General features: G+C 70.2%; 20 protein-coding genes and 2 pseudogenes. 9 read left to right on the plus strand and 13 right to left on the minus strand.

The genetic code is table 11. From position 1 onward, the window contains the following. Nucleotides 1-39: 39 nt before the first annotated feature. The 3 genes from ACOFKS_RS01430 to ACOFKS_RS01440 all read right to left on the minus strand — a co-directional run bounded on the left by ACOFKS_RS01430 (nt 40) and on the right by ACOFKS_RS01440 (nt 4,014). A complete protein-coding gene (locus ACOFKS_RS01430) occupies nt 40-1,140 on the minus strand; it encodes an ATP phosphoribosyltransferase regulatory subunit (RefSeq protein WP_419807458.1) in 1,101 nt (366 codons plus the stop codon). A 38-nt stretch (nt 1,141-1,178) separates the two neighbouring features. Then, nucleotides 1,179-2,756 (minus strand): phosphoglycerate dehydrogenase, encoded by a 1,578-nt coding sequence (gene serA / locus ACOFKS_RS01435; RefSeq protein ID WP_419807459.1) that lies wholly within the window; start codon nt 2,754-2,756, stop codon nt 1,179-1,181. A 109-nt stretch (nt 2,757-2,865) separates the two neighbouring features. After that, nucleotides 2,866-4,014 (minus strand): phosphoserine transaminase, encoded by a 1,149-nt coding sequence (locus tag ACOFKS_RS01440; RefSeq protein ID WP_419807460.1) that lies wholly within the window; start codon nt 4,012-4,014, stop codon nt 2,866-2,868. 138 nt (nt 4,015-4,152) lie between these two features. Here ACOFKS_RS01440 and ACOFKS_RS01445 point away from each other — a divergent pair, with 138 nt between their 5' ends. Both ACOFKS_RS01445 and ACOFKS_RS01450 read left to right on the plus strand, forming a co-directional pair. Continuing rightward, complete coding sequence (locus ACOFKS_RS01445; protein ID WP_419807461.1) at nt 4,153-4,827, plus strand: extensin family protein; 675 nt, start codon at nt 4,153-4,155, stop codon at nt 4,825-4,827. 47 nt (nt 4,828-4,874) lie between these two features. Beyond that, nucleotides 4,875-5,763: pseudogene (locus ACOFKS_RS01450) on the plus strand (TIGR00730 family Rossman fold protein). Between the two features lie 9 nt (nt 5,764-5,772). On the opposite strand, the gene ACOFKS_RS01455 reads toward ACOFKS_RS01450, so the two are convergent. From ACOFKS_RS01455 to ACOFKS_RS01475, 5 genes are all read right to left on the minus strand, one after another. Then, on the minus strand, nt 5,773-6,054 hold the full coding sequence (locus tag ACOFKS_RS01455) for an ETC complex I subunit (RefSeq protein WP_419807462.1): 282 nt from the start codon (nt 6,052-6,054) through the stop codon (nt 5,773-5,775). Between the two features lie 26 nt (nt 6,055-6,080). After that, entirely contained in the window at nt 6,081-8,570 is a 2,490-nt protein-coding gene (gene hrpB, locus ACOFKS_RS01460; RefSeq protein WP_419807463.1) for an ATP-dependent helicase HrpB, read from the minus strand. Nucleotides 8,571-8,581: 11 nt separating this feature from the next. Then, nucleotides 8,582-9,898 carry an MFS transporter gene (locus ACOFKS_RS01465; RefSeq protein WP_419807464.1) on the minus strand — a complete coding sequence of 439 codons (1,317 nt, stop codon included), beginning with the start codon at nt 9,896-9,898 and terminating at the stop codon, nt 8,582-8,584. Between the two features lie 93 nt (nt 9,899-9,991). Next, entirely contained in the window at nt 9,992-10,384 is a 393-nt protein-coding gene (locus tag ACOFKS_RS01470; RefSeq protein WP_419807465.1) for a Zn-ribbon domain-containing OB-fold protein, read from the minus strand. Next, entirely contained in the window at nt 10,384-11,550 is a 1,167-nt protein-coding gene (locus tag ACOFKS_RS01475) for a thiolase domain-containing protein (RefSeq protein ID WP_419807466.1), read from the minus strand. Before ACOFKS_RS01475 ends, ACOFKS_RS01470 begins: the two co-directional genes overlap by 1 nt. A gap of 245 nt (nt 11,551-11,795) precedes the next feature. On the opposite strand from ACOFKS_RS01475, the gene ACOFKS_RS01480 reads away from it, so the two are divergent. Both ACOFKS_RS01480 and ACOFKS_RS01485 read left to right on the plus strand, forming a co-directional pair. Next, a complete protein-coding gene (locus ACOFKS_RS01480) occupies nt 11,796-13,127 on the plus strand; it encodes a spinster family MFS transporter (protein WP_419807467.1) in 1,332 nt (443 codons plus the stop codon). After that, nucleotides 13,124-14,689 carry an AMP-binding protein gene (locus ACOFKS_RS01485; protein ID WP_419807468.1) on the plus strand — a complete coding sequence of 522 codons (1,566 nt, stop codon included), beginning with the start codon at nt 13,124-13,126 and terminating at the stop codon, nt 14,687-14,689. The genes ACOFKS_RS01480 and ACOFKS_RS01485 overlap by 4 nt, the downstream gene beginning before the upstream one ends. A 285-nt stretch (nt 14,690-14,974) precedes the next feature. On the opposite strand, the pseudogene ACOFKS_RS01490 reads toward ACOFKS_RS01485, so the two are convergent. After that, nucleotides 14,975-15,112, minus strand: a pseudogene (locus ACOFKS_RS01490) (PEPxxWA-CTERM sorting domain-containing protein); the annotation flags it as partial. A gap of 631 nt (nt 15,113-15,743) precedes the next feature. Between ACOFKS_RS01490 and ACOFKS_RS01495 the strand changes: the two are divergent. From ACOFKS_RS01495 to ACOFKS_RS01510, 4 genes are all read left to right on the plus strand, one after another. Further along, complete coding sequence (locus tag ACOFKS_RS01495) at nt 15,744-16,379, plus strand: peptidylprolyl isomerase (RefSeq protein ID WP_419807469.1); 636 nt, start codon at nt 15,744-15,746, stop codon at nt 16,377-16,379. An 11-nt stretch (nt 16,380-16,390) separates the two neighbouring features. After that, nucleotides 16,391-17,131: an SDR family NAD(P)-dependent oxidoreductase gene (locus ACOFKS_RS01500; RefSeq protein WP_419807470.1), complete on the plus strand. Its 741-nt coding sequence runs from the start codon at nt 16,391-16,393 to the stop codon at nt 17,129-17,131. 179 nt (nt 17,132-17,310) lie between these two features. Next, nucleotides 17,311-18,822, plus strand: coding sequence for a Si-specific NAD(P)(+) transhydrogenase (gene sthA / locus ACOFKS_RS01505; RefSeq protein WP_419807471.1), 1,512 nt, complete (start codon nt 17,311-17,313; stop codon nt 18,820-18,822). Then, a complete protein-coding gene (locus tag ACOFKS_RS01510) occupies nt 18,819-20,102 on the plus strand; it encodes a hypothetical protein (RefSeq protein ID WP_419807472.1) in 1,284 nt (427 codons plus the stop codon). The genes sthA and ACOFKS_RS01510 overlap by 4 nt, the downstream gene beginning before the upstream one ends. Nucleotides 20,103-20,175: 73 nt before the next feature. Here the strand turns inward: ACOFKS_RS01510 and ppk2 are convergent, their stop codons facing one another. The 4 genes from ppk2 to ACOFKS_RS01530 all read right to left on the minus strand — a co-directional run bounded on the left by ppk2 (nt 20,176) and on the right by ACOFKS_RS01530 (nt 24,158). Then, nucleotides 20,176-20,949: a polyphosphate kinase 2 gene (ppk2, locus tag ACOFKS_RS01515; RefSeq protein ID WP_419807473.1), complete on the minus strand. Its 774-nt coding sequence runs from the start codon at nt 20,947-20,949 to the stop codon at nt 20,176-20,178. Nucleotides 20,950-21,032: 83 nt separating this feature from the next. After that, nucleotides 21,033-23,183, minus strand: a complete 2,151-nt coding sequence (locus tag ACOFKS_RS01520; RefSeq protein WP_419807474.1) for a penicillin acylase family protein — start codon at nt 23,181-23,183, stop codon at nt 21,033-21,035. Between the two features lie 25 nt (nt 23,184-23,208). Next, entirely contained in the window at nt 23,209-23,880 is a 672-nt protein-coding gene (locus ACOFKS_RS01525) for a thymidylate kinase (protein WP_419807475.1), read from the minus strand. Then, nucleotides 23,880-24,158: a chorismate mutase gene (locus ACOFKS_RS01530; protein WP_419807476.1), complete on the minus strand. Its 279-nt coding sequence runs from the start codon at nt 24,156-24,158 to the stop codon at nt 23,880-23,882. Before ACOFKS_RS01530 ends, ACOFKS_RS01525 begins: the two co-directional genes overlap by 1 nt. 143 nt (nt 24,159-24,301) lie before the next feature. Between ACOFKS_RS01530 and ACOFKS_RS01535 the strand changes: the two genes are divergently transcribed. Beyond that, entirely contained in the window at nt 24,302-25,261 is a 960-nt protein-coding gene (locus ACOFKS_RS01535; protein ID WP_419807537.1) for a polyprenyl synthetase family protein, read from the plus strand. Nucleotides 25,262-25,387: the final 126 nt, after the last annotated feature.

The following is a 25,387-nucleotide window of genomic DNA, read 5'->3' on the forward strand; positions in this document are numbered from 1 at the left end:
CGTGTTGGACAGGAGCTTCGACGCCGTTCGAGTCAGTGCCTAGAGCGCCTCTGCCACGCCGTCGCGCCACACCTGCGTGCAGAGCTGCGCCTCAGGGGTGTCGCCGGGTTCCAGCGCGGCGACGGTGACCCAACCCTCCGACCGCAGTCGTGCGCCGTCCTGCGACGGCGTGCCGAGCGGCAGGAACAGGCGGCGGCGCGTCGGGGCCGGGGCGGTCGCGGCGAGCGCGTCGAGGAACAGCGAGAAGCCGGTCGCGACCTCCTCCTGACCGTTCTCGTGGAGCAGCGTGTAGGTGCCGCCACGCCCGACCTCCGCGCTCGCGCCTGCGACGAATAGCGAGAAGCCGAACCACGATTGATATTCGAAGCCGTGGCGCTCTGTGGGGTCGAGCGTCAAGGCGGCGCGACCGTCGAGTGCTGCCGCGAGTGCGGACAGGCCGTCCAGTCGCGACGCGAGCACCCCACCGCTGTCGAACGCCCGCAGCCGTTCCAGCGCCCGCCCGAACGGTCCCGCCGCCTCGATCAGCGGCAGGTAAGCGGGTGCGATGGCGGCGACCGCGCCCGCGTCCTTGGCGTCCAGACGGTCGCGCAGCGCAGCGACTTGCTCTGCCGCGACCGGGAGCGGCCCGGCCGCCAGCGTATCGACGAGATCGGGCAGCGTCAGGTCGATCGAGAGGCCCTGCGCGCCCGTTGCCTGCAGCGCCTCGGCCGCGACGCTGACGATCTCCGTCGCCGCCGCGACCGTGTCGAGCCCGACCAGCTCGCAGCCGATCTGCCGCCGCTCCCGCGCGGGAACGAGTGCGGGGGCGGAGAGCCGCAGCACCGACCCCGCATAGGACAGCCGCACCGGGCGCGGGTGATGCCCCATCCGCGTCGCCGCGATCCGCGCGACCTGCGCCGTCAGGTCCGGCCGGATCGCCAGCGTGCGCTGCGACACCGGATCGACGAAGCGCACCGCATCGCGCAACCCGCCCGCCTTCAACCGCGCGCCGAGCGCATCGGCGAACTCGGCCAGCGGCGGGTCGGCACGCTCATAGCCATAGGACGCGGCGACCCCGAGCACCCGCGCCTCGACGGCCGCGGCGGCGTCGGCATGGGGGGGCAGGCGGTCGACAAAGCCGGAAGGGAGGAGGGGGGTCATGCCTGTTCCCTCTCCCCGGAGGGGAGAGGGAGATCAAGTCAGAACGACAACCCCATCGCGGTCCGCACCCCCGGCAGCGCCTTGACCTGCGCCAGCAGCGCGGCCGACACCGGCTCGTCGACGCTCAGCAACAGCACCGCCTCGCCCCCCGCCGCGCGGCGGCCGAGGTGGAAAGTGCCGATGTTGACTCCAGCTTCGCCCAGCAGCGTGCCGAGGCGGCCGATGAAGCCGGGCGCGTCCTCGTTGACGACGTACAGCATCGGCCCGACCAGGTCCGCCTCGACCGCGATGCCGAACAGCTCGACCAGGCGGGGCGACGCGGCGCCGACCAGCGTGCCTGCGACCGACCGCTCGCCGTCCGCGGTTCGGACCGTCACCCGCAGCAGCGTGTGATAGTCGCCCTCGCGCTCGGTCCTGATCTCCCGCACCTCCATGCCGCGCTCACGCGCGAGGACTGGCGCGTTGACCATGTTGACCGTCGCGGTCTGCGTGCCGAGAAACCCGGCCAGCACGGCGCTGGTGATCGGCTTGTTATTGAGCGCCGCCGCAGCGCCCTCCGTCTCCACCGCGATCCCGCTGATCGCGCCGGTCGCGAGCTGGCCGACCAGCCCGCCCAGCTTCTCCGCCAGTGCCATGTAGGGCTTTAGCTTGGGCGCTTCCTCCGCCGACAACGACGGCATGTTTAGCGCGTTGGTGACGCCGCCCGACATCAGGAAGTCCGCCATCTGCTCGGCGACCTGAATGGCGACGTTGACCTGCGCCTCCGTGGTCGACGCGCCGAGGTGCGGCGTGGAGATGAAGTTGGGGGTGTTGAACAGCGGCGACGCCTTGGCGGGCTCCTCGACGAACACGTCGAGCGCGGCGCCGGCGATGTGGCCCGAATCGAGACCCGCCTTCAACGCCGCCTCGTCGATCAGCCCGCCGCGCGCGCAGTTGATGATGCGCACGCCCTTCTTCGTCTTGGTGAGTGCATCCGCGGACAGGATGTTGCGCGTCTGGTCGGTTAGCGGCGTGTGCAGCGTGATGAAGTCGGCGCGGGCGAGCAGCTGGTCGAGATCGACCTTCTCCACCCCGATCTCCATGGCGCGCTCGGGCGTCAGGAACGGATCGAACGCGACGACCTTCATCTTCAGCCCGCGCGCGCGGTCCGCGACGATCGAGCCGATGTTGCCAGCGCCGATCAGCCCCAGCGTCTTGGCGGTCAGCTCGACCCCCATGAAGCGGTTCTTTTCCCACTTGCCCGCCTGCGTCGATGCGTCGGCCTCGGGCAGCTGCCGGGCGAGCGCGAACATCAGCGCGACGGCGTGCTCGGCGGTGGTGATCGAGTTGCCGAACGGCGTGTTCATCACGACGACACCGCGCGCCGAGGCGGCCGGAATGTCGACGTTGTCGACGCCGATCCCGGCGCGTCCGACGACCTTCAGGTTGGTCGCGTGCTCCAGGATTTCCTTGGTCACCTTGGTCGAGGAGCGGATCGCGAGACCGTCATAATGACCGATGATCGCCTTGAGCTCGTCGGGGGTCTTGCCGGTGATCTCGTCGACCTCGACGCCGCGTTCGCGGAAGATCTGCGCGGCTTTCGGGTCCATTTTGTCGGAGATGAGTACTTTGGGCATGACGATGCTCCTGCATCGTCACCCCGGGCTCGACCTGGGGTCCCGCTTCTTCTCCAACGGCGAAAAGGTAGCGGGACCCCGGCCCAAGGCCGGGGCGACGGGGGTTAATTCAAACGGACTTTGAGGTTTCGTAGGCCCAATCGAGCCACGGCCCGAGCGCCTCGATATCGGCGGTGCCGACCGTCGCACCACACCAGATCCGCAGTCCCGGCGGCGCGTCGCGATAGCCGGCGACGTCGTAGGCGGCGCCTTCGGCTTCAAGGAGTGACGCCATCTTCTTGATGAGCGCCTCGTCCGCGCCGTCGACGGTCAGGCAGACGCTGGTCGTCGACCGCGTCGCCGGATCGGCCGCAAGATGCCCCAGCCAGTCGCGCGCCTGCACGATCCGGTCGAGCGCGGCGGCGTTGGCGTCGGACCGTGCGATCAGCCCGCCGTCGCCCAGGCCTTTCGCCCATTCCAGCGCGAAGATCGCGTCCTCGACCGCGAGCATCGACGGCGTGTTGATCGTCTCGCCCGCGAACACGCCTTCCGTCAGCTTGCCCTTGGACACGAGGCGGAACAGCTTGGGCAGCGGCCAGGCGGGGGTGTAGCTCTCCAGCCGCTCGACCGCGCGCGGACCCAGGATCAGCACCCCGTGCGCGCCCTCGCCGCCCAGCACCTTCTGCCAGGAGAAGGTCGCGACATCGATCTTGTCCCAGGGCAGGTCGTAGGCGAACACGCCCGAGGTCGCGTCGGCGAAGCTCAACCCTTCGCGGTTCTCGGCGATCCAGTCGCCGTCGGGGACGCGGACGCCGCTGGTGGTGCCGTTCCAGGTGAAGAGCACGTCGGTCGACCAGTCGACCTGCGCCAGATCGGGCAACGCGCCATAGTCGGCGCGGATCACGGTCGGATCGATCTTGAGCTGCTTGACCGCGTCGGTGACCCAGCCTTCGCCGAAGCTCTCCCAGGCGAGCGTGGTGACGGGGCGCGCGCCGAGCATCGTCCACATCGCCATCTCGAACGCGCCGGTGTCAGAGCCGGGGACGATACCGATCCGGTGCGTGTCGGGTAGCTTGAGCACCTCGCGCATCAACGCGATGCAATGAGCGAGGCGTTGCTTGCCGATCTTCGAGCGGTGCGAGCGGCCGAGGCTGGCGGTGGCGAGCTTGTCGGCCGACCAGCCCGGCGGCTTCGCGCAGGGGCCGGAGGAAAAGAAGGGGCGTGCCGGTCTTACGGCAGGCTTAACGGCGGCCCCAACGGCCGCGAGGGTATCAGTCATGTAACTCTCCTTACAGAGAGCACGCGCGGCGTTGGGACCGCGTGGCCCGTCGACGGCGCTAGAGCAGTTCGCCGCGATGCACAATCATTTCGTCACCCCGGACTTGTCCGGGCGTCTCTCGTCGCACAGGTGCGGGCGATGGAGCGTGAACGCGACGATCGGTGGCGACACAAGGCAGGCCTGGCGATGCTTGGCGCCATCATGCTCGCGAGCTGCATCCCGGCCGGGCGGCCATCAGGCGGGCAGGGCGGGCCGCCGACTCGGCCCTCGGCGGGCGAGACCGCGACGTGCCTGTCCGATCTCAGTGCCACGGGCACCCGGTTCCGTGCGCTTCCCGACCGGGTCACCGGCCCCGGTTGCGGCCAGTTCGGGACGGTGCAGCTGCTCGACATCGGCGTGCCCGTCACGGGGCTCGGCGCGATGCGCTGCGGCGAGGCGCGCGCGTTCGGTGCATGGGTGCGCGAGGACGTCGCCCCGGCGGCAGTGCGGATGCTCGGCGGCGAGCTCGCGCGGGTCGACACCTTCGGCAGCTATGCCTGCCGCAACGTCGTCGGCTCGGCGGTCAATGCCGAGCGGCGGTCCGGTCATGCCCAGGCCAACGCGGTCGACATCGCCGCCTTTCACCTGCGCGACGGGCGGCGGATCGCGGTGCTCGGCGGCTGGACCGGCGAGGACGAGCCGACGCGCGACTTCCTCCGCACCGTCCGCCGCGCCGCCTGCCGCCGCTTCGGCACCGTCCTCTCCCCCGACTACAACGCCGCGCATGCCGACCATCTGCATCTGGAGGCGGACCGCGCGGGCTTTTGTCGCTGACACGGGGCTGACTTGCCTCCGTCACACCGCGGGCCTAACCCGCTGGGATGACAGACACCCGTGTACCGAGCCGCGTCTTTCCGCGCGCCAAGCAGGACGCCGAGAGCGCCGAACGAGCGATCTCGACGCCGCAGACCGAGCATCCCGCCTATCGCCTCGCCTTTCAGGATCTCGACTTCCTGCTGCGCGAAGACCTGCGTCCCGTGCGGTTCCAGCTGGAGCTGCTCAAGCCCGAGCTGGTGTTCGAGGAAGCGAAGATCGCCTCGACCTTCGTCTTCTACGGCTCGGCCCGGATTCCCGAGCCGGACAAGGCGCAGGCGATGCTCAACCTCGCCGCCGACGACGCGCATCGCAAGATCGCCGAGAGCCTGGTCGCCAAGAGCAAATATTACGAGATCGCGCGAGAGCTCGCCCGCCTTGCCAGCCGCCTGCCGCGCGACGAGCAGGGGCGGCGGCATTTCGTCGTCTGCTCGGGCGGCGGGCCGTCGATCATGGAGGCCGCCAACCGGGGCGCGGCGGACGTCGGCGCGGAGTCGGTCGGGCTCAACATCGTGCTGCCGCACGAGCAGGCGCCCAATCCCTACGTCACGCCGTCACTGTCGCTGCAATTCCACTATTTCGCGCTGCGGAAGATGCACTTCCTGCTCCACGCGCGCGCGCTGGCGGCGTTTCCGGGCGGGTTTGGGACGTTCGACGAGCTGTTCGAGCTGCTGACGCTGATCCAGACGGGCAAGATCCAGCCGATCCCGGTACTGCTGTTCGGCCGCGCCTTTTGGGAAAAGGTCGTCAACTTCCCCGCGCTGGTCGACGAAGGCGTGATCTCCGAACGCGACCTCGGTATCTTCACCTATGTCGAAACCGCGGGAAGAGGCGTGGGAGGTGGTGCGGAACTTCTACGAGGAGCGGGCGAAGGCAGAACCCAACCCGCCGTCGTAAAAAGCCACCTTATTTGAAGTTGTCGGCGTAAGCCTGGAGCTTCAGCTTGCGCTCCGGCTCGGGCACAACGGCGTAGTCCCAGCCCTGACGCTCGCAATGCGCGACGGCGGCGTCGGCGGTGGGGAAGAGCAGGCGGATCTGGTCGCGCGTATCGCCGCTGCCCGCCCAGCCCGTCAGCGGGTCGGGGCGCTTGGCCTCGGACGGCTCGAACTCGAGCTGCCAGCGGTCGGTGTTGGCGCGGCCCGACTGCATCGAGTTCTTGGGGCGCTGGAAGATGCGGGCGGTGGGCATGCCGCCCATATCGCGCGGGAGCGCGATCAACGCAAACGCGCATCCGCGTTCTTCGTCCTCAGCGTCGCTGCCGCCTCGGCAGGATCGTCCGGCCAGGGATGCCGCGGATACCGCCCGCGCATCTCCCTCGCGACCGCGCCCCAGCTGCCGCTCCAGAAGCCGGGCAGGTCGCGTGTCGTCTGGATCGGGCGGCCGGCGGGCGAGGTGAGGCTGAGCACGAGCGGCTCGCGGCCTTCCCCGACGACCGGGTGCTCGGCGAGGCCGAACAGTGCCTGGACGCGCAGCTCGACGCGCGGGCCGCCGGGCGCGGCATAGTCGATCGCGTGCCGGCTGCCGGCGGGGCTGACGAAGTCGGCCGGGGCGAGGCGGTCGAGCCGCTGCACCTCGTCCCAGCCGAGCAGTTGGCGCAGCGCCTCGGTCAGCGCCCCGGCCGCGATCTGGTCGAGGCGGCGCTTGCCCGCGACGAGCGGCGGCAGCCACTCGTCGAGCCGGGCGAGCAGCGTCGCGCCGTCGAGCGGGACGCCGGCATGGCCGGCACGCGCCCGCAACGCGACGGCGGTGTCGCTCCACGGCAAGGCCGCGAGGCCGTGCACGCGGACGCCGTCGATCAGCGCGGCGGCGATCGCCTCGGGATCGGCGGTGGGATCGGGGCCGCCGCCGAGGCGCAGCTTGCCCAGCCAGCGCTCGCGCTTCGCCTCGACCGCGCCGGTGGCGGGGTCGAACATAGTGGTGCGGCGGGTCTCGATCCGGTCGGCGAACAGTGTCTCGACGGTGGCGGCGTCGATCGGCACGGCGGCGAGGATGCGCGCGCCGCTCGCCGCCCCCTGTGTCTCGGCGACTGCGAGCCATTCGGCGCGTGCGAGCGGCGCGGTCGGGTCCAGCCGGAACCCGCGTCCGCCGGTGGAGGCCCAATGCTCGCCCGACGCATCGCGCCGTCGCGCCACCCGATCGGGAAAGGCGAGCGCGATGCAGATGGGTAAAGCCCCCTCTCCCTGCGGGGGAGAAGTCGGGCGAGGGGATGCAGGCGTGCCCGCACCCGACGTCTCCCCTGCAGGGAGCGATGCGACCCACCGCCGCGCCAACCCGCGCGCGGCCTCCGCCTTCGCCCCCCGATCCCCTCGCCAGCGCCGCAGCCGCGTCTCCAGGTCCGCCTCGACCCCGCCCAATCCGCGTTCGGACAGCAACACCGCCGCTTCCGCCGCGATCCGCGCCATGCCGCGTCCCGCCGCGATCACCAGCATGTGGGCCATGCGCGGCGGCATCGGCAGCGCCGCCAGCGCGCGGCCGTGCGCGGTCGGGCGGCCGTCCGCGTCGAGCGCTGCCAGCGCGCGGAGCCGGTCGGTCGCCTCGCTGACCGCCGCCGCGCTCGGCGGGTCCAGCCAGCGCAGGTCGCGCGGGTCGGCGACGCCCCAGATCGCGGTCGCCAGCACCAGCGCCGACAGGTCGGCCTCCGCGATCTCGGGCGGGTCGAACGGGGGCAGGCCGGCGGTCGCGGCCTCCTCCCACAGGCGATAGGCGATGCCCGGCCCCTGCCGCGCGGCGCGACCCGCGCGCTGATCGGCGGCGGCGCGGCTGGCGCGCTCGGTGACGAGGCGGGTCATGCCCGCGCCGCGATCGTAGCGCGGGCGGCGCGCCAGCCCGCTGTCGACCACCGCGCGGATGCCGTCGAGCGTCAGGCTGGTTTCCGCGATCGAGGTGGCGAGCACGACCTTGAGCCGCCCGTCCGGCTCGGGCCGGATCGCGGCGCGTTGCGCCTGCGGATCGAGACCGCCGTGGAGGCGATGGAGAATCACGTCGTCGGGCAAGCTTGCGAGCCGCTCGGCGGTACGCTCGATCTCGGCAACGCCGGGCAGGAAGGCGAGCACGCCGCCGTCCTGCTCGGCCAGCGCGCGGCGGACGGCGGCGGCGACCGCGTCCTCGATCCGATCGCCGCCGCGCCCGATATGCGCGAGCGTGAGCGGGTGACCGCGGCCTGCGCTCTCGATCACCGGCGCTCCTACCCCGGTGTCCATCAACGTCGAGAACCGCGCGCCGTCGAGCGTCGCCGACATCGCGACCAGGCGCAAGTCCGGCCGGAACCCCGCCTGCGCGTCCAACGCCAGCGCCAGGCCGAAGTCGCCGTCGAGGCTGCGCTCGTGAACCTCGTCGAACAGCACCGCCGCGACGCCGGCCAGCTCCGGATCGGCCTGGATTCGCGCGACGAAGATGCCCTCGGTCAGCACCGTCACCCGCGTCGCCGCCGAGCGCTTCGTATCGAGCCGGGTCGCATAGCCGAAGGTGCGGCCGACCGGCTCGCCTGCCAGCGCCGCCATCCGCTCCGCCGCCGCGCGCGCGGCGAGGCGACGGGGGCTGAGCAGGAGGATTTCGCCGCCCGCCACCCAGGCTTCGCCGAGCAGCGCCGGCGCGACGGCGGTAGTCTTGCCCGCGCCGGGCGGGGCGACGAGCACGGCGTTGGGTCCGGCGCGCAGCGCGGCGAGCAGGTCGGGCAGGACGGCGTGGATGGGAAGGTCGGACACGGCGACCCGCCCTACGCCATCTCCACGCGCGCGGGCACCCGCCGTCGCGGCTCCTCGACCTTGACCAGGATCAGCACGAATGACGCGAGCAGGAACGCGCACGCCGCGCCCATCAGCACCGAATAGCCTAGCGTCGTCGCGACCAGCCCGCCCAGCAGCGGCCCGATCGCGGAGATCGTGCCCTCGATCGTGGTCGACAGCGCCAGTCGCATCGCGACGTCGGCGCGCTCGCCAAACTCCAGCACCATCGTCTGCTGGCTCATCTGATACCCGGCTGCGCCCGCGCCCAGCCCGCCGAATGCGAGCAGCACCGCCCAGGGCTGATGCACCAGCAGCAGCAACGCGATCGCCGCGCCCCACAGCGCCGTCGCGCCCATGAAGGTGACGCGATAGCCGGTGCGGTCGCCCAGATAGCCCCACACCAGGTTCGACGCGGTGTCGGCACCGAGATAGCAGAGCGACAGCTCGCCGATGACGACGCCCGACAGCCCCAGCTGCTGCCCCGCATAGAGAACGTAGAAGGGCGACGCGATCCGCGCGGCGACGCACAGCGCTTCTGCGATCACGAACCAGCGGTAATCGCGGTCGGCCAGCAGAAGGGGGAAGTCGCGCATCCGTTCGCGCAGCGTCGCCGGCGCGCGGACGCTGACCGGATCGGGTTCGACCATGAACAGCCGCAGCACCGTCAGCCCCAGGCTGGTGAGCACGAACGACACGAAGATGGTGGTGGCATAGCCGTTGCCCCACACATCGCCGCCGATCAGGTAGCGGCCGGCCAGATAGGACAGCCCCGCCGCGACCAGCCCGCCGCAGACGTTGCGCCACGCCTGCAACCGCCCGCGCCGGCGCAGCGGGATGACCTTCGCCATCAACATCTGGAAGGCGACGCGCTGCGTCCCGTTGAACGTGCCGAGCAGGAACAGGCAGGCCAGCGTCACCACCAGCAGCGTCCGCCCGGTCAGGAACCAGCCCGCCAGCGCCATGCCCAGGATCGACAGCCGCATCAGCATCCCGGTGCGGATCGCATAGGGCAGGATGCGCGGCTGATGCTCGAAATGCGCGGCACTCGCGATCGGCGACACGATCGCGCCGAGCTGGAGCAACGAGGTGCCGAGCCCGACCAGCGCATCCGACCCGGTCAGGCGGTGGATGTAACTCGGCATGAAGGTGGGGGCGTAGAGCAGCCGGAAGCCGGTCAGCCCCAGCACGCCGTGGATGAAATGCCCGGCGAAGTTACGGTGGAGGTGGCGCGCGACAAACGCCTCATACTCGGCTTCACGCTGCGCCAGATTGAGCCGGGCGGAGGCCGGAGCGGTCGCGTCCGTCACGTCTTGTCCGTGCTCCTGCGCAGGCAGGAGTCCAGGGTGCTGGGCGATGACCCCTGTGGCCCTGGGCTCCTGCCTGCGCAGGAGCACGGCGGCTCATGCTGCATCGGGCGCGAACATCGGATAGGGCGCGCCGCCGTCGCTAGGCGCGAACGTCACCCGCACCCGCGCGCCGATCGCGAGCGCGTCGTGGTCGCCGGTGGCGATGTTGGTCAGCACCGCCGGCCCTTCGTCCAGCGTGACATAGGCGAGCGTGTAGGGCGCATCCTTGCCCCGGCGCATCGTCGACAGGCTATAGATCGAGCCGGTCCCCGCCGCGTCCTCCCAGCGCGTGTCGGCCGACAGGCAGAAGGGGCATAGCGCCCGGGGGTAATAATGCGGCTCGCCGCACGCACCGCAGCGCTTGATGAGCAGCCTGCCCTCGGCGGCGGCGTCCCAGAATGGCTGCGTCTCGGGCGAGACCTCGGGGGCGGGGAGGGTGCGCGTCATCACTGCCGCTCCAGGATAAGCGTCGCGGCCCCGTGCCGCGCGCCGAGCGAGCCGCCGATGCCGGTCGCCACCGCCAGGCCGCAATCGGGCACCTGCACCGCCGGATGCGCCTCACCGCGTAGCTGCCGCACCGCCTCGATCACCTTGGTGATGCCGCCGCGATTGGTCGGGTGGTTGTTGCACAGCCCGCCGCCATCCGTGTTGAACGGCAACCGACCGACGCCGCTGATGAGGTTGCCGTCGGCGACGAACCGGCCGCCTTGGCCCTTCACGCAGAAGCCCAGGTCTTCGAGCTGGATCAGCACGGTGATCGTGAAGCTGTCGTAGATCGATGCGTAGGCGATGTCGGCCGGCGCCACGCCCGCTTCGGCGAACGCGGCGGGGCCGGACACGGCGGCGGCGGAGGTGGTGAGGTCGAGGTTCCTGCCGCCCATCGGCCCTTTCACCGCCTCGCCCGCACCGCGCACCGCCACCAGCGGGCGTCCGGAAGCATTGGTCAGTTCGCGCGCGATCTCCGGCGCTACCACCAGCAGCGCGCCGCCGCCGTCCGACACGACGCAGCAGTCGAGCCGATGCAGCGGGTCCGAAATCATCGGTGAGGCGAGCACGTCGTCGACGCTCACCACGTCGCGCAGCATCGCGTGCGGGTTGTGCTGCGCGTGGGTGGAGGCGGCGACCTTGATCCACGCCAGCTGCTCGGACGTGGTGCCGAACTCGTGCATGTGGCGCGCGGCGCACATGCCGTAGCTGTTGTGCGTCGACATTCCGACCCAGCCCTCGAACGGTGCCTCCGGCGCACCGCCGGGAAAGCGGCGGAACGGCTCCGACCGGGGTCGCCCGGCGAGCGTGACGAGCGCGACGCGGCACTTCCCCGCCGCGATCGCCTGCGCGGCGTGGGATACGTGGAGGATATAGGAGGACCCGCCGGTTTCGGTCGAATCGGTGTGGCGGACGTCGAGGCCCAGATAGTCGATCATCGACAGTCCGCCGAAGCCGGGCGCATCGCCGGCGCAGAAATAGCCGTCGACGTCGGTCAGGCTCAGACCCGCGTCGGCGAGCGCGCCCGCCGCGCATTCGGCGTGGAGCTGTGGCGTCGATTTGGCGGGCGCGAGCCGGGTCGGGTGTTCCCACGCGCCGGCGATATAGGCCTTGTTGCGGATCGTCATACCGCGCCCTCCCTCCCGTTCCGCACTCTCTGGCGGGGCGCACGCGGCGTCGTCAAGCCTCGATCGTCAGCATACCAATGTTTCTGAAGATTGCGCGGGTACCCCTCTCGCCGCTCCCCGCCACGCTACATCATCGCCTGATCGCATCTACATGTCGGGAGGTGCTTGACGTGCCCGACGCCATACCGCACCCTCCAACCGACGATGCCGACCCAGATCGGCGCGACCGTTCAGGAGACGATGCCATGTCGATGGCCAACAACACCGGGGCCGGGGTCGCAGCGCCCGATCCGGTCGGCGCGGTGCTGGTTCCGCACCGCCGCGCGCTGACCCTGCTGTTGCTGACGATGGCCTATTTCTTCAGCTATATGGACCGTCAGATCCTCGCGATCCTCAACGAGGATATCATCCGCGACCTGCATCTCAGCGACGCGCAGATGGGCGTGCTGGGGGGACTGGCGTTCGCGATCTTCTATGCCGGGCTCGGCTTGCCCGTCGCCTGGCTCGCCGATCGCGGCAATCGTGTCCGCATCATCGCGATCGCCCTGGCGGTATGGAGCGGTTTCACCGCGGCGGGCGGGCTGGCGCTCAATTTCTGGCAGCTGCTGGCGGCGCGGATCGGCGTTGGCGTCGGCGAGGCGGGGTCCAGCCCGCCCAGCCATTCGATCATCGCCGATCTGTACCCGCCCGAGAAACGCGCCAGTGCAATGGCAATCTATTCGCTCGGCGTCGGCCTGGGCGCGGCGTTCGGGACGATCATCGGCGGCACGGTGGCGACCTTCTATGGCTGGCGCGCGGCGATGTACGTGATCGGCCTGCCGGGCCTGTTGCTGGCGCTGGTGATCTGGCTCGTCGTGCCGGAGCCCAAGCGCGGCCTGTCGGACGCGCAGACCGCGATGGAAGAGGGCAAGCCGACGCTGGCGCAGGGCTTCGCGACGTTGTTCGCCAATCGCGCGGCGCTGCACCTGATCGCCGGTTTTACGCTCACGTCGATGATCGGTTATGGCCACACCGCGTTCGGCCCGGCCTATCTGATCCGCTCGTTCGGCCTGACGAAGCTGCAGATCGCCTGGTATATCGCGCCCGCCGCGGCGGTGATCCTGACGGTCGCCGCGATCATCAGCGGCCGGGTCGCCGACCGGCTTGCCCGAAAGCGGGGCCTCTCGGTGCAGGCGACGATGGTGGCGGTGCTGAAGACCTGTGCGCTGCCCTTCACCATCACCTTCTACCTGGCGACCAGCACGTCGGTCGCGCTGACCGCCTATTTCTGCGCGATCCTGTTCTCCACCGTGTATCTCGGCGCGACCTTTTCGCTGATCCAGTCGGAGGCGCCGGTGCGTCAGCGCGCGACCTGGGCGGCCATCACGCTGCTCATCAACAACATGATCGGACTGGGGCTCGGTCCGGTGCTGGTCGGCGCGATCAGCGATGCGTTGAAACCGACCTATGGCGCGGAGTCGCTGCGCTATGCGATGTTCACCTTCGCGGCGATCACGCCATGGGCGATCTTCCACTATTGGCGCGCGGGCGTCTTGCTGCGTCGCCAACGTGCCGCCCGCGCGGAGGTCGCCCGATGACCGTTCCCGACGACGCCGAGCTGGACGCCGCCGCGCTGACCGGCACCAAGTTCGCGCGCTGGGCCACCGTCACGCCCGATCGGACGGCGGTGGTCGATCCGGACGGCACCGAGCACAGCTTCGCCGCCGTCGACGGCGACGCCAACCGCCTGGTCCGGCTGCTCCGCGGGCGCGGCCTGGTGGCGGGGGACGCGGTGGCGCTGATCTGTTCCAACCGGGTCGAGTTCGTCGAGGTCGTGGCGGCGTGCCAGCGCGCGGGGTTCAGGCTGACGCCGGTCAACTGGCATCTGGCGGCGGACGAGATCGGCTATATCGTCACCGATTGCGAGGCGAAGGCGGTGATCGCCGAGGCCGGTCGCGCGCCCGTCGTGGTGGCGATGGCGCAGGCGCAAGGCGTCGCTGTGCGGCTGAGTGTCGGCGGCGCTATCGACGGGTCCGAGGATTACCACGACGCGCTGACGGATCGCGACCACGACCCGATCGAGGACCCGGTGCTGGGCGGCACGATGATGTACACCTCGGGCACGACCGGGCGGCCCAAGGGCGTCCATCGCCCGCAGGCCGCGATCATCCCGCAGGCCGCCTATAGCGCGCGAAACTATGGAGCGGACTCGGTCCAGCTGTGCGCCGGGCCGCTGTATCACGCCGCGCCGTTCGTCTTCGACCTGGGCGCCGCCATGTCGACGGGATCGCCGCTGGTGCTGGCCGACAAGTGGGACAGCGAAGGCGTGCTGCGGCTGATCGCCGAGCGGCGGGTGACGCACCTCCATCTGGTGCCGATCATGTTCCAGCGGCTGCTGGCGCTGCCCGAAGAGGTGCGGGCGCGCTACCCGGTGGATCACGTCCGGTTCGTCATCCACGGCGCGGCGCCGTGCGCGCCGGAGGTCAAGCTGGCGATGATCGAATGGTTCGGGCCGGTGCTGACCGAATATTACGCCGGATCGGAAGGCGGCGCGGGGTTCGTGATCGACAGCGAGGAGTGGCTGCGCAAGCCCGGCAGCGTCGGCAAACGCCCCGCGCTGATGGCGGTCCGCATCCTCGACGAGGCGGGGCACGAGCTGCCCAACGGCGAGGAGGGCACGATCTTTCACCAGCTACCGCCGGGCGGTTTCACCTATTTCAAGGACTCGGCGAAGACCGACGCGACGCGTGTCGATGGTTTCTTCACGATGGGCGACGTCGGCTATTTCGACGCGGACGACTACCTGTTCCTGACCGGACGCAGCGCGGAGACGATCATTTCGGGCGGGGTCAACATCTATCCGCAGGAGATCGACAACGAGCTAATCAAGCATGACGCGGTCGCCGACGCCGCCTGTGTCGGCGTGCCGCACCCGGAATGGGGCGAGCAGGTGAGGGCGGTGGTCGAGTTGAAGCCCGGTGTCCTGCCGTCCGACGAGCTGGCGCAGGAAATCCTCGCCTTTGCCCGCGTCGCGTTGCCCGCCTTCAAGGTGCCGCGCGCGCTCGACTTCGCCGCCGACCTGCCGCGTAGCGAAGCGGGGAAGATCCAGCGCGGCAAGGTGAGGGCGCCGTACTGGGCGGGGCGCGACCGGCAGATTTGAACGCGCCCAGCGGCGCGGCTGAGGGCATGACGCCCTCATCCTGATCCATTCGTCTTGGTCGAGGGAGGTGAGTCTTACGCCCTTCGACTTCGCTCAGGGCGAACGGTGGGAGGGGAGTCGGCGCAATGTCATTCCGCTCTAACGGCCGGCAAGCCGGCGGGCGTCGGTTAAAGGCAGCGGTCGACGGCGGGGTTTGCACCTACATCCGCTTTGCCGCCCGAAACACGAAAAGGCCGCCGCCCCCCGTCGGGAACGGCGGCCCGTCGGCCGAACCGGTAAACCGGCTCAGGCGTAGGCGACGGTGGTCCGCGTCCGGCGGCGCATCGCGAAGCCGGTGGCGCCGAAGCCGAGGATCATCAGCGCCCAGGTCGCCGGCTCGGGCACCGCCGACAGCGACACCGACACGTTGTCGAGGATCGCATCGACATTGTTGAGGCCGGCGCTGGTGATCGACAGCGAGACGGGCAAACCGTTTCCGACGAAGGAGAAGCTGGTCGAGGTGAAGGCAGAGAACAGGTCGTTGTTCGCGACAGGGTTGACGACATAGTCCGTGCCGCCGACCGAGAAGGTCAGCCCCTCGGACCCCGTACCCAACGCGCCATAGTCGAACGCGACGGTGTAGGTGCGGCCGGCGAGGGTGCTGAACGCCGAGCTGATGAACCCGCTCGGCTCGTTGCCGCCGCCGAAAGCCGCGAAGAAATTGGTGTAGCTTGGGCTGGTGCCGCAGCACGACGCATAGGTCGAGCCGTTGGCGCGAGCCACGTTACCGGTCGCCGAGAACGGCCCGAAGCCGCTCTCGAAATCGGCATTGATGATCGGACCGGCGAAGGCCGGAGCCGCGACGGTGGAAGCGAGCAGCGCTGCGGCCGCGAAACCGAACTTCTTCATGGACGTTCCCCGAATCACCTGATCGACTGTTGCTATCGTTAACTTCTCGTCAATGCAATCACCCCTGTTTGGAAATGCCGACCTACGGGCTCGTCGTCGGCATGATCCTGTCCCGATTTGACACAGGGCGTTGCGGCGGCAGGCGCCGGGAGAGTAGACGGCGGTGATGCGCTATTTCCTGACCCTCGCATTTTTCCTGCTCGGCGCCGCGCCGCCCGCGCCCGGACCCGTCTCGCCGAACACCGTGCGGGTGCGGCTCGACACCGCCGCCGGGCCGATCACGCTCGCGCTCGACGTCGCCCACGCGCCGCGCACGGTCGCGAACTTTATGATGTATGTCGACGATGGCCGTCTCGAAGGCACCCGCTTCTTCCGCGCCGCCCGCGCAAAGGGGCGTGGGGTCGGCGGGTTTATCGAGGGCGGCATCGGCACCGACCCGCGCCGCGTCCTGCCGCCGGTGCCGTTGGAGCCGACCAGCCGCACCGGCCTCCGCCATGTCGACGGCGCGATCTCCATGGCGCGGTTCGACCGCCCGGACTCGGCCACGGCGAACTTCTCGCTGCTGGTCGGTGCTTCCCCGTCGATGAACGCGCGCCTTGGCAGCCCCGGCTACGCGGTGTTCGGGCGCGTCGTCGGCGGCATGGATGTCGTCCGGCGCATCCTGGCGATGCCGGCGGCGGGCGGGACGGGCGCGGCGAAGGGGCAGATGCTGGTCCGCCCCGTCGCCATCGTCCGCGCGGTGCGGCTGGACGGCGTCGCGCATCCGACCGGGCGGCCCAAGCCCTGGACGCTGGGGCTGTGAGCGGCGGGGCCATGAAGACCGCCTTCATCACCGGCGCGACCAGCGGCATCGGCGCGGCGGCGGCGCGGCGGTTCGTCGCCGGCGGCTGGCGCGTGATCGCCACCGGGCGGCGGCAGGATCGGCTCGACGCGCTCGCCGCGGAGCTCGGGGAGGCTCTGCATCCCATCGCGTTCGACATGCGCGACGAGGCGGCGCGCGAGGCGGCGGTGGCTGGGTTGCCCGTCGACTTCGCCGGCGTCGACCTGTTGCTCAACAACGCCGGTCTCGCGCTGGGCACCGCGCCCGCGCAGGGGGCGTGTCTGAGCGATTGGCAGGCGATGATCGACACCAACATCGTCGGCGTGGTGGCGATGACGCACCGGCTGTTGCCGACGCTGATCGAGCGGCGCGGCGCGATCGTCAACCTGTCGTCGGTCGCTGCGATCTACCCCTACACCGGCGGCAATGTCTATGGCGGTACCAAGGCGTTCGTGCGCCAGTTCTCGCTTGGGTTGCGGAGCGACCTCCACGGCACCGGCGTCCGCGTGACCTCGATCGAGCCGGGGATGGTCGAAACCGAGTTCACGACCGTGCGCACGGGCGATCGGGCGGCGTCGGACACCCTCTACGCCGGCGCTGACCCGATGACGGCCGAGGACATCGCCGAGACGATCTGGTGGATCGCGACGCTGCCGCCGCATCTCAACATCAACGCGCTGGAGTTGATGCCGGTGAGCCAGTCGTTCGCCGGCTTTCAGGTAGCACGCACCTAGCTCCTCCCCGCTTGCGGGGAGGTGGCAGGCGCGAAGCGGCTGACGGAAAGGGCTGTCCGCGAGCACATCGCTGTCGGCCTGCCCGCTCCGTCACGCGGCTGCCCCACGCGCCACCTCCCCGTGCCGGGGAGGATTCAAAGCCACTATCCGTTAACCACGATCCCGCTACGCTCCCGCGAATGGCAACCCAGCGCTACGACCTTCTCGTCATCGGCTCCGGCCCGTCCGGTCGCCGCGCCGCGATCCAGGCGGCGAAGCTAGGCAAGCAGGTGCTGGTCATCGAACGCGGTCGTCGCGTCGGCGGGGTCTCCGTCCATACCGGCACCATCCCGTCCAAGACGCTGCGTGAGACCGTGCTCAACCTCTCCGGCTGGCGCGAGCGAGGGTTCTACGGGCGCGGCTATCGCGTGAAGCAGGACATCTCCGCCGCCGACCTTATGCGCCGCCTCCACAAGACGCTCGATCACGAGGTCGAGGTGCTGGAGCATCAATTCGCACGCAACGGCGTCCACGTCGCGACCGGCGAGGGCCACTTCGTCGATCCGCATACCATCCAAATCACCGCCGCCGACGGCGAGGTGCGCTGCGTGACCGGCGACACGATCCTGATCGCGGTCGGCACGCAGCCCTTCCGCCCCGATTACGTCCCCTTCGACGAGCCGAGCGTGTTCGACGGCGACGAGCTGATCGAGCTGCCCAAGCTGCCGCGCAGCCTGACGGTGATCGGTGCGGGCGTCATCGGCGTCGAATACGCCACCATCTTCTCCGCGCTCGACGTCGCGGTGACGGTGATCGAGCCGCGCGACACGATCCTCGACTTCATCGACCGCGAGATCGTCGCCGAGTTCGTCCACGAGCTACGTGACCGCAATGTCGGCCTGCGCCTCGGCACGGCGGTCGAGCGCGTGACGATCGAGCAGGGGCGGCCGGTCTGCCACCTCGCCGACGGGCGCATCGTCGCCAACGAGATGCTGCTGTTCGCCGCCGGCCGCATCGGCGCGACCGCGCAGCTGAACCTTGCCGCCGCCGGGCTGACCGCCGACGAGCGCGGGCGGATCGCGGTAGAGCCGACGACGATGAGGACGGCGGTGCCGCACATCTATGCCGCCGGCGACGTGATCGGCTTCCCCAGCCTCGCCTCGACCAGCCTCGAACAGGGCCGTCTCGCCGCCTGCCACGCCTTCGGGTTGGCACCGCCGCCGCCGCCGCAGTTCTTCCCCTACGGCATCTATTCGGTGCCGGAGATCAGCACCGTCGGGTTGACGGAAGAGGAGGTGCGCGCCCGCCATATCCCTTATGAGGTCGGCACCGCGCGCTTCCGCGAGACTTCGCGCGGGCACATCATGGGGCTCGACAGCGGCATGATGAAGATGATCTTCTCGATCCGCACCAAGCGGCTGCTCGGCGTCCACATCATCGGCGAAGGCGCGACCGAGCTGATCCACATCGGGCAGGCGGTGCTCAACCTGAAGGGCGGCATCGACTATTTCATGGAGAACACCTTCAACTACCCGACGCTCGCCGAAGCCTACAAGATCGCCAGCCTCGACGCCTGGAACCGGCTGCAGGCGGCGGGCGCGCAGGCGGAGCCGGCGGTGGCGAGCGCGGCGGCAACGATCGGGGCGCGACCCATGCACGCTGACTTCGGTCATTCCCGCGAAGGCGGGAATCCATCTCTCCGCCCGCAATGACGGCGCGATTGATCCCCGCCTTCGCGGGGATGACACGGTATCTGCTCGGCGCGCTGCTGTTCCTCGCCGCAGCACAAGGCAGGGCGCAGATTGAAGCGCCCGATGCCGCTCAGGCGCGCGATGCGGCCACATGGGGCACGGTCGCCGGACTGACCGCGACGGAGGCCGAGGCGCAGCTGCGCGCACAGGCGGCGACGATCCCGGTCACCGTCGCGCTGGAAGCGGAGTTCGCCGGCCGCCTCGCGGGCGTCGCGGTGACGCACCTGCCCGTCTATCGGATCGAGGTGCTGCTGACCGGCGATACGCCCGTCGCCGACCGAGCGATCGTCGCGGGCGGCGTACCCGTCACGATCGCGTTCCGCACCGGCGCGCTCGCCACCCGCGCGCGGCTGGTCGCCGCCTTGACGCAGCATCAGGCCGCGATCCGCGCCGCGCTGATCCGCCCGCCGGGGCTGGGGGTCGACGCGCGTACCGGCGCGCTTGCGGTGCTCGTCTCGAACCTTGACGCTGCCGCGCAGCCGCTCCCCGAGCTGGAACAGCGCTTCGCCGATCTCACCGGCGTCCCGGTCCTCGTCCGTCGCCTCGACCGCGACGCCGATGCGGCCGGATCGGGGGCGGCAGAAGGCGGCGCGCGGGTCGTCGGCAACGTCGACGGCCACCGCTACATCTGCACCACCGGCTTCGTCGTCACCGACGGCGCGCGCACCGGCGTGCTGACCGCCGCGCATTGCCCCGACGCGCTGTCGTTCGTCGAGCCGAATGGCAGCGAGACGCCCTTGCCCTTCGTCGGCCAATGGGGCTGGAGCTTTCAGGACGTCCAGCTCCACACCAGCGACGTGCCGCTCGCGCCCCTGTTCTACGCCGATACGGCCCGCACCGTGCAACGCGCGGTCACCGGCACCCGCCCCCGCGCCGACACGCGCGTCGGCGATGTCGTCTGCCATCGCGGCGAGCGTTCGGGCTATAGCTGCGCCGAGGTCGCCTATGTCGATTACGCCCCGCCCGGCGACCTGTGCGGCGGCCCCTGCGCACCGAGCTGGGTCGCGGTCGAAGGGCCGACGTGCCGCCCCGGCGACAGCGGCGGCCCGGTATTCGACGGCACTGTTGCGCTCGGCATCCTCAAGGGCGCGAGCTACCGCGCGGACGGGGTGTGCAGCCTCTATTACTACATGTCCGTCGATTACGTCCCGACCGGCTGGCGCGTGGCGACCACATCAAATCCTTTCCGGGATGGGGAGGGGGCGCTCGCGACAGCGGGTGACGTAGGGGGCTCGCCATGAGTGCGACGCCCGCGGCCCACGCCAGCAGTCGCGCGGCTATGCCGCTCGCTGCCGCCCCGCGTGCGGGGAGGACTTAAGGCGCCAGCCGCCCGTCCTCGCTCGCCGCCGCCTCATAGGCGAACAGCACATCCGGGTCCGGCGCCTCGACCTCCTGCGCGATCTCCGCAGGCGCCATCCGCTTGAGCAGATACCGCATCACCGCCACCCTCGCGCGCGGCTTCTTGTCCGCGCGCACGCAGACCCAGGGCGCCAGCGGCGTCGAGGTCCGTTTCAGCATCGCGTCGCGCGCCGTCGAGTAATCGCTCCACTTCGTCTGCGCGACCGCGTCGAGGTCGCTGACCTTCAGCTGCTTGAGCGGCTCCTCGCGCCGCGCTTCCAGCCGCTCCTCCTGTTCGTCCTTGGAGATGTCGAGCCAGACCTTGATGAGCGTGATCCCGCTCTCGACCAGCATCCGTTCGAAGTCGGGCGCATCGCGCAGGAACTCGGCCTGTTCGGCGGGTGTGGAGAAGCCCATCACCACTTCGACCCCCGCGCGGTTGTACCAGGAGCGGTTGAAAATAACGAGCTCGCCCGCCGCCGGCAAATGCGCGGCATAGCGCTGGAAGAACCACTGCGTCCGCTCGCGGTCGGACGGCTTGGGCAGCGCCACGACGCGGGTGACGCGCGGGGACAGATGCTCGATGATCCGCTTGATCGTGCCGTCCTTGCCGGCCCCGTCGCGGCCCTCCATCACCAGCACGGTGCGGTCGCCCGCCTTCATCGCCGCGACCTGCGTCTTGACCAGCGCGAGTTGCAGCTCGGCGATGTCCGCGTCCCAGTCGTGCTTGTGCTTGTCGCCGTGAGCCATTGCCGTTCCGTTCGTGCTGAGCGAAGTCGAAGCAGCCACCATGCCCGTCGCCGCCGCTCAGGGCGAACGGTAATTGCGCACGTTTAGTCGCCCGGCCGATAGCGTCGCTCGACATGACCGGCGAGTTCGTCCGGCCAGAAATACACCGGCTTCAGGTCGCCTGCGGCGTAGCGCGTTGCCTGATCCCGGAAATGCGGCGACCCCGGCCGCCCGCTCGCGCCACCCGCCGTAACCGACCAGGCACGCACGCGCGGCCCGAACTCGACGATCGCGACGAAGCTGTTGCCGCTGGTGCCGTACCATCGCTTCGTGCCCGGATACGGCCGCGACCCGAACGACGCGAGGCTGCCCCACAGCGCCGAGCCGAGCGGCACCGGCGTGGAAGGCTTCGCGTCGTCGAACCGCTGGACGATTGCGGCGTCATTGCGCTGGAAACGGTTCACCTCGCCCCACTGCACCTGCCACCGGCCGAAGTCGCCGTTCAGCTTGGCGACCGCGCGCTCCAACGCGTCGAGCATCACCGGGCCGCTCAGCGCCTCCATCCGCGCCCAGCGGTCGCCGGTCCCGCCCGGCGGCGTTCGCTGCCACAGCTCCGTCGCCCAGAAAATCGCCAGTGTCGTTGCCGTGGAGTCCGCGCCCGCGCGCCGGTCCCATCGCTCCAGCAGCGCGATCGGCTCGCGCAGCATGCCTGCATGGGGCTGGTCGGCCCGCCACGCCGCCGTCAGCCGCGGGATCAGCCGGTCGAACTCGGGCATCGCCGGATCATAGGCAATCGCGCGCAGCCCCTGCCGGTCGAGCGCCCGCGCGCGCCCGAGCAGCGCCGTCGCATGGTCGCCGCGCGGGTTCGCGCCCGCCTGATCCATGTAGCGCGGAAACGCCGCCTGCCGTGGCGAGTCCGCGCCCGCCGCCCGCCACGGCGCGTCGTTGCTGTTGTAGAGCCAGCCACCCGCCGGATCGCGAACTTGAGGCAGGCGCGCCATCGGCGTCACCCCGCGCCAGTCGGTGCGCGGATCGGCGCCGTCGACGGGCGGACGATAATCGAAGTGATCGTCGCGCTGCGGTGTAAATTGTGGATGCAGCAGCGCGATATGTCCGTCGGCGTCGGCATAGACGGTGTTGTTCGACGAGTTCGCCTGCCGCGCCGCCACCGCGAGGAAACCCGGCAGGTCTCGCGCCCGCGTCCGCAGCCAGCTCTGCTCCAGCGCCGGGATCGGCCGGTGCATCAGCGCGGCGGCGATCCACTTCGTGCCCACCTTGCCGACGATCGGGCCATGATGCGTGCGCCAGACCAGGAAGTGGCGCTCCATTATGGCGCCGTCCGGCCGGCGCACGCGCAGCATGACGCCGTCCGTCTCCACCGTTCGATCCTCGCGCCCGTAGCGATAGGTGATGAGGTCCGGCCCGCGCCGCGTCACCGTCTCGGCGAACTCGTCGACATTGTCGCCGCCGCTGGTGGTGTGCATCCACCCGAGCCGCTCGTTGAACCCCTGATACAGAAAGAACTGCCCCCAGGTGCTCGCGCCATAGGCGTGCAGGCCCGCGTCGCTCCGCATCTCCAGCTCGGCGCGGAAGAAGAACGAGGTGTGCGGGTTGATGAGCAGCAGCGGGTGGCCGTTCGCCGACAGGCTCGGCCCGATCGCGATCCCGTTCGATCCGCGCGGCTCCTCGTCGAGGTCGGGCACCCGCGCCAGCTCCGGCGCCGGTCGGCCGTAGAACGCGGCGAGGCGCTGGAGGTCGACCTTCTCGATGTCGCCGCCGATCGAGCCTTCGGTGAACGACAGCGCCATCCACGGTTCGAACCGCATCAACACGCGCGGGTGCTCGTCGGGATGGGTGGCGAGGTAGAAATTCAGCCCGTCCGCCCACGCATCCATCAACGCCCGCAGCCAGGCGGGGCTGGCGCGATAGTCCGCCTGTAGCTTGACCGGATCGACCCACAGCCGTTGCCGCAGGTCCGCCCAGATCGCGCCTTCACCCTCCGCCTCCGCGGTGCGCCCGAGCGCGGTGAGGTAGTTCGCCTCGATCCGGGGGAAGTCGTCCTCCGCCTGCGCATAGATTGCCCCGAACACCGCATCGGCGTCGCTCCGCCCATGCACATGCGCGATGCCCCAATCGTCGCGCGTGATCGTGACCCGCGAGGCTTCGGCGCGCCATCGGGTCATATCGGCCAACGGCGCGGGGGTGACGCCGAGGAGGAGCAGGCTGATGAGCGCGACGGACAGCTTGGCAGGCATGACGCAGGCTATCGCGTCGGGACGCTCAAGCAACCCTCTCCTGTAGGGAAAGGGCGGCTACTACTTCCGCCGCGATCTCCCCCGGCGGTCGCATTCCCACGTCCGCCACCGTCGCCACCGTCACCCAGCGTCCCGCGTAGTCCGCCGCCGCCAGTTCCGCATAATTCTCCCGCACCCGCGCTTGCAGCGCCGCGTCCGCCTCGTTCAGATCGAACGTCGCGTCGGTGTACGACCGCTGCCGCTTCATCGCGATCTGACGCCGCGCGACGTCCACCGGGGTGGCGAGGAATACCGAGAGGTCGGGCGAGGGCAGGGCGAATTGCCCCGTCTCCAGCGTCCAGATCCAGCGCATCAGGTCCGCCGCCTCCTCGGCCGCGACCTTCGCCGCCTGATACACAAGGTTCGACGCGATATAGCGGTCCAGCACCACCACCTCATGACCGGACTCCGCCGCCATCAGCGCGTCGCGCGACTCCAGCCGGTCGAGCGCATACAGCACCGCCGCCGCGCGCGGGCTTACCTCGCGCGGCAACCGCCCGCCCAGATACTCGCCCAGCACCCAACCGCCCGCCGTCTCGCCATAACGCGGGAACGAGATCACCGTCGCCGAGCGCCCGGCGGCGTTGAGCTGACGCGCGATTTCGGCCGCCGCGGTCGCCTTGCCCGCGCCGTCACCGCCTTCGATCGCGACCAGCATCAGGTCTGCATCCGCTCGTGGTGGCGGATCACCTCGTCGATGATGAAACGCAGGAACGCTTCCGAAAACTCGGGGTCCAGCTCCGCCTCCTCGGCCAGCTGCCGCAGCCGCGCGATCTGACGCTCCTCGCGGCCCGGATCGGCGGCGGGCAGACCGCTGGTCGCCTTGTACCGCCCGACCGCCTGCGTCACCTTGAAACGCTCGGCGAGCAGGTGGACCAGCGCCGCGTCGATATTGTCGATGCTCTTGCGATAGCCCGTCAGCACGTCGTCGGCCATGTTGCTCCCCTCGTAACCCATGCGTCTTTGCGGGCGCTGGCGCGCTTGGGCAAGGGTTGCGTTCGGCAGGCGCAACCGTCAGAGCCGCGCGCGTGACCGCTTCCGTCCATCAGCTTCGCCCGCATGTCCCGTCGCTGGAGCCGATGGTCAAGCTCGTCGCGGGCGACCTCAACGCCGTCAACGCGGTGATCCTCGACCGGATGCAGTCGGAGATCCCGCTGATCCCCGAACTCGCCGGCCACCTGATCGCGGGCGGCGGCAAGCGGATGCGGCCGATGCTCACGCTGGCGAGCGCGCGAGCGATCGGCTACACCGGCGCGCGCCACCACCGCCTCGCCGCCGCGGTCGAGTTCATCCACACCGCGACGCTGCTCCACGACGACGTCGTCGACGGTTCCGACCTGCGCCGAGGGCGCCGCACCGCCAACATCATCTGGGGCAACCCGGCGAGCGTGCTGGTCGGCGACTTCCTGTTCTCGCGCTCGTTCGAGCTGATGGTCGAGGACGGCTCGCTCAAGGTCCTCAAGATCCTGTCGAACGCCTCCGCCGTGATCGCGGAGGGCGAGGTCAATCAGCTCACCGCCGCGCGGCGCATCGACATCGGCGAGGACCGCTATCTCGACATCATCGGCGCCAAGACCGCCGCCTTGTTCGCCGCCGCCTGCCGAATCGCGGCCGTCGTCGCCGAGCAGCCGGAGGGGGTCGAGGCGGCGCTCGACGCCTACGGCCGCAATCTGGGCATCGCGTTCCAGCTAGTCGACGACGCGATCGACTACATCTCCGACGCGGGCACGATGGGGAAGGACGCAGGCGACGACTTTCGCGAGGGCAAGATGACGCTGCCCGTCATCCTCGCCCATGCTCGCGGCGACGCAGCCGACCGGACGTTTTGGAAGGACGCTGTCGAAGGGCGACGTGCCGCCGACGAGGACTTCGCCCACGCCGTCGACCTGGTCCGCGCCACCCGCGCCGTCGACGACACGCTGGCCCGTGCCCGGCACTACGGCCAGCGCGCGATCGACGCGATCGCCCCTTTCGCGCCCTCGGCGGCGAAGGACGCGATGATCGACGCGGTCGAGTTCGCGGTCGCGCGGGCGTACTGACGGCGGGTCGTCCCGGCTCGGGACCAGTCGATCGAGTGAACTGCACCGCTTCTCGATCGGAATAACAAGGTGGGCACGCTTGCCTAGAGGCGCGCGAGCGAACATGGCGCGGCGAAAGCGCCGCCG

This window comes from Sphingomonas sp. (assembly GCF_965200135.1).
Classification (GTDB): Bacteria; Pseudomonadota; Alphaproteobacteria; order Sphingomonadales; family Sphingomonadaceae; genus Sphingomonas.

Excerpts from the sequence above, each read along its gene's own strand:
- ACOFKS_RS01430 (WP_419807458.1), bottom strand. The coding sequence starts at position 1,140 with ATGACCCCCCTCCTCCCTTCCGGCTTTGTCGACCGCCTGCCCCCCCAT.
- serA (WP_419807459.1), bottom strand. The coding sequence starts at position 2,756 with ATGCCCAAAGTACTCATCTCCGACAAAATGGACCCGAAAGCCGCGCAG.
- ACOFKS_RS01440 (WP_419807460.1), bottom strand. The coding sequence starts at position 4,014 with ATGACTGATACCCTCGCGGCCGTTGGGGCCGCCGTTAAGCCTGCCGTA.
- ACOFKS_RS01445 (WP_419807461.1), top strand. The coding sequence starts at position 4,153 with ATGGAGCGTGAACGCGACGATCGGTGGCGACACAAGGCAGGCCTGGCG.
- ACOFKS_RS01455 (WP_419807462.1), bottom strand. The coding sequence starts at position 6,054 with ATGCCCACCGCCCGCATCTTCCAGCGCCCCAAGAACTCGATGCAGTCG.
- ACOFKS_RS01470 (WP_419807465.1), bottom strand. The coding sequence starts at position 10,384 with ATGACGCGCACCCTCCCCGCCCCCGAGGTCTCGCCCGAGACGCAGCCA.
- ACOFKS_RS01475 (WP_419807466.1), bottom strand. The coding sequence starts at position 11,550 with ATGACGATCCGCAACAAGGCCTATATCGCCGGCGCGTGGGAACACCCG.
- ACOFKS_RS01480 (WP_419807467.1), top strand. The coding sequence starts at position 11,796 with ATGTCGATGGCCAACAACACCGGGGCCGGGGTCGCAGCGCCCGATCCG.
- ACOFKS_RS01485 (WP_419807468.1), top strand. The coding sequence starts at position 13,124 with ATGACCGTTCCCGACGACGCCGAGCTGGACGCCGCCGCGCTGACCGGC.
- ACOFKS_RS01495 (WP_419807469.1), top strand. The coding sequence starts at position 15,744 with ATGCGCTATTTCCTGACCCTCGCATTTTTCCTGCTCGGCGCCGCGCCG.
- ACOFKS_RS01500 (WP_419807470.1), top strand. The coding sequence starts at position 16,391 with ATGAAGACCGCCTTCATCACCGGCGCGACCAGCGGCATCGGCGCGGCG.
- sthA (WP_419807471.1), top strand. The coding sequence starts at position 17,311 with ATGGCAACCCAGCGCTACGACCTTCTCGTCATCGGCTCCGGCCCGTCC.
- ACOFKS_RS01510 (WP_419807472.1), top strand. The coding sequence starts at position 18,819 with ATGACGGCGCGATTGATCCCCGCCTTCGCGGGGATGACACGGTATCTG.
- ppk2 (WP_419807473.1), bottom strand. The coding sequence starts at position 20,949 with ATGGCTCACGGCGACAAGCACAAGCACGACTGGGACGCGGACATCGCC.
- ACOFKS_RS01520 (WP_419807474.1), bottom strand. The coding sequence starts at position 23,183 with ATGCCTGCCAAGCTGTCCGTCGCGCTCATCAGCCTGCTCCTCCTCGGC.
- ACOFKS_RS01525 (WP_419807475.1), bottom strand. The coding sequence starts at position 23,880 with ATGCTGGTCGCGATCGAAGGCGGTGACGGCGCGGGCAAGGCGACCGCG.
- ACOFKS_RS01530 (WP_419807476.1), bottom strand. The coding sequence starts at position 24,158 with ATGGCCGACGACGTGCTGACGGGCTATCGCAAGAGCATCGACAATATC.
- ACOFKS_RS01535 (WP_419807537.1), top strand. The coding sequence starts at position 24,302 with ATGGTCAAGCTCGTCGCGGGCGACCTCAACGCCGTCAACGCGGTGATC.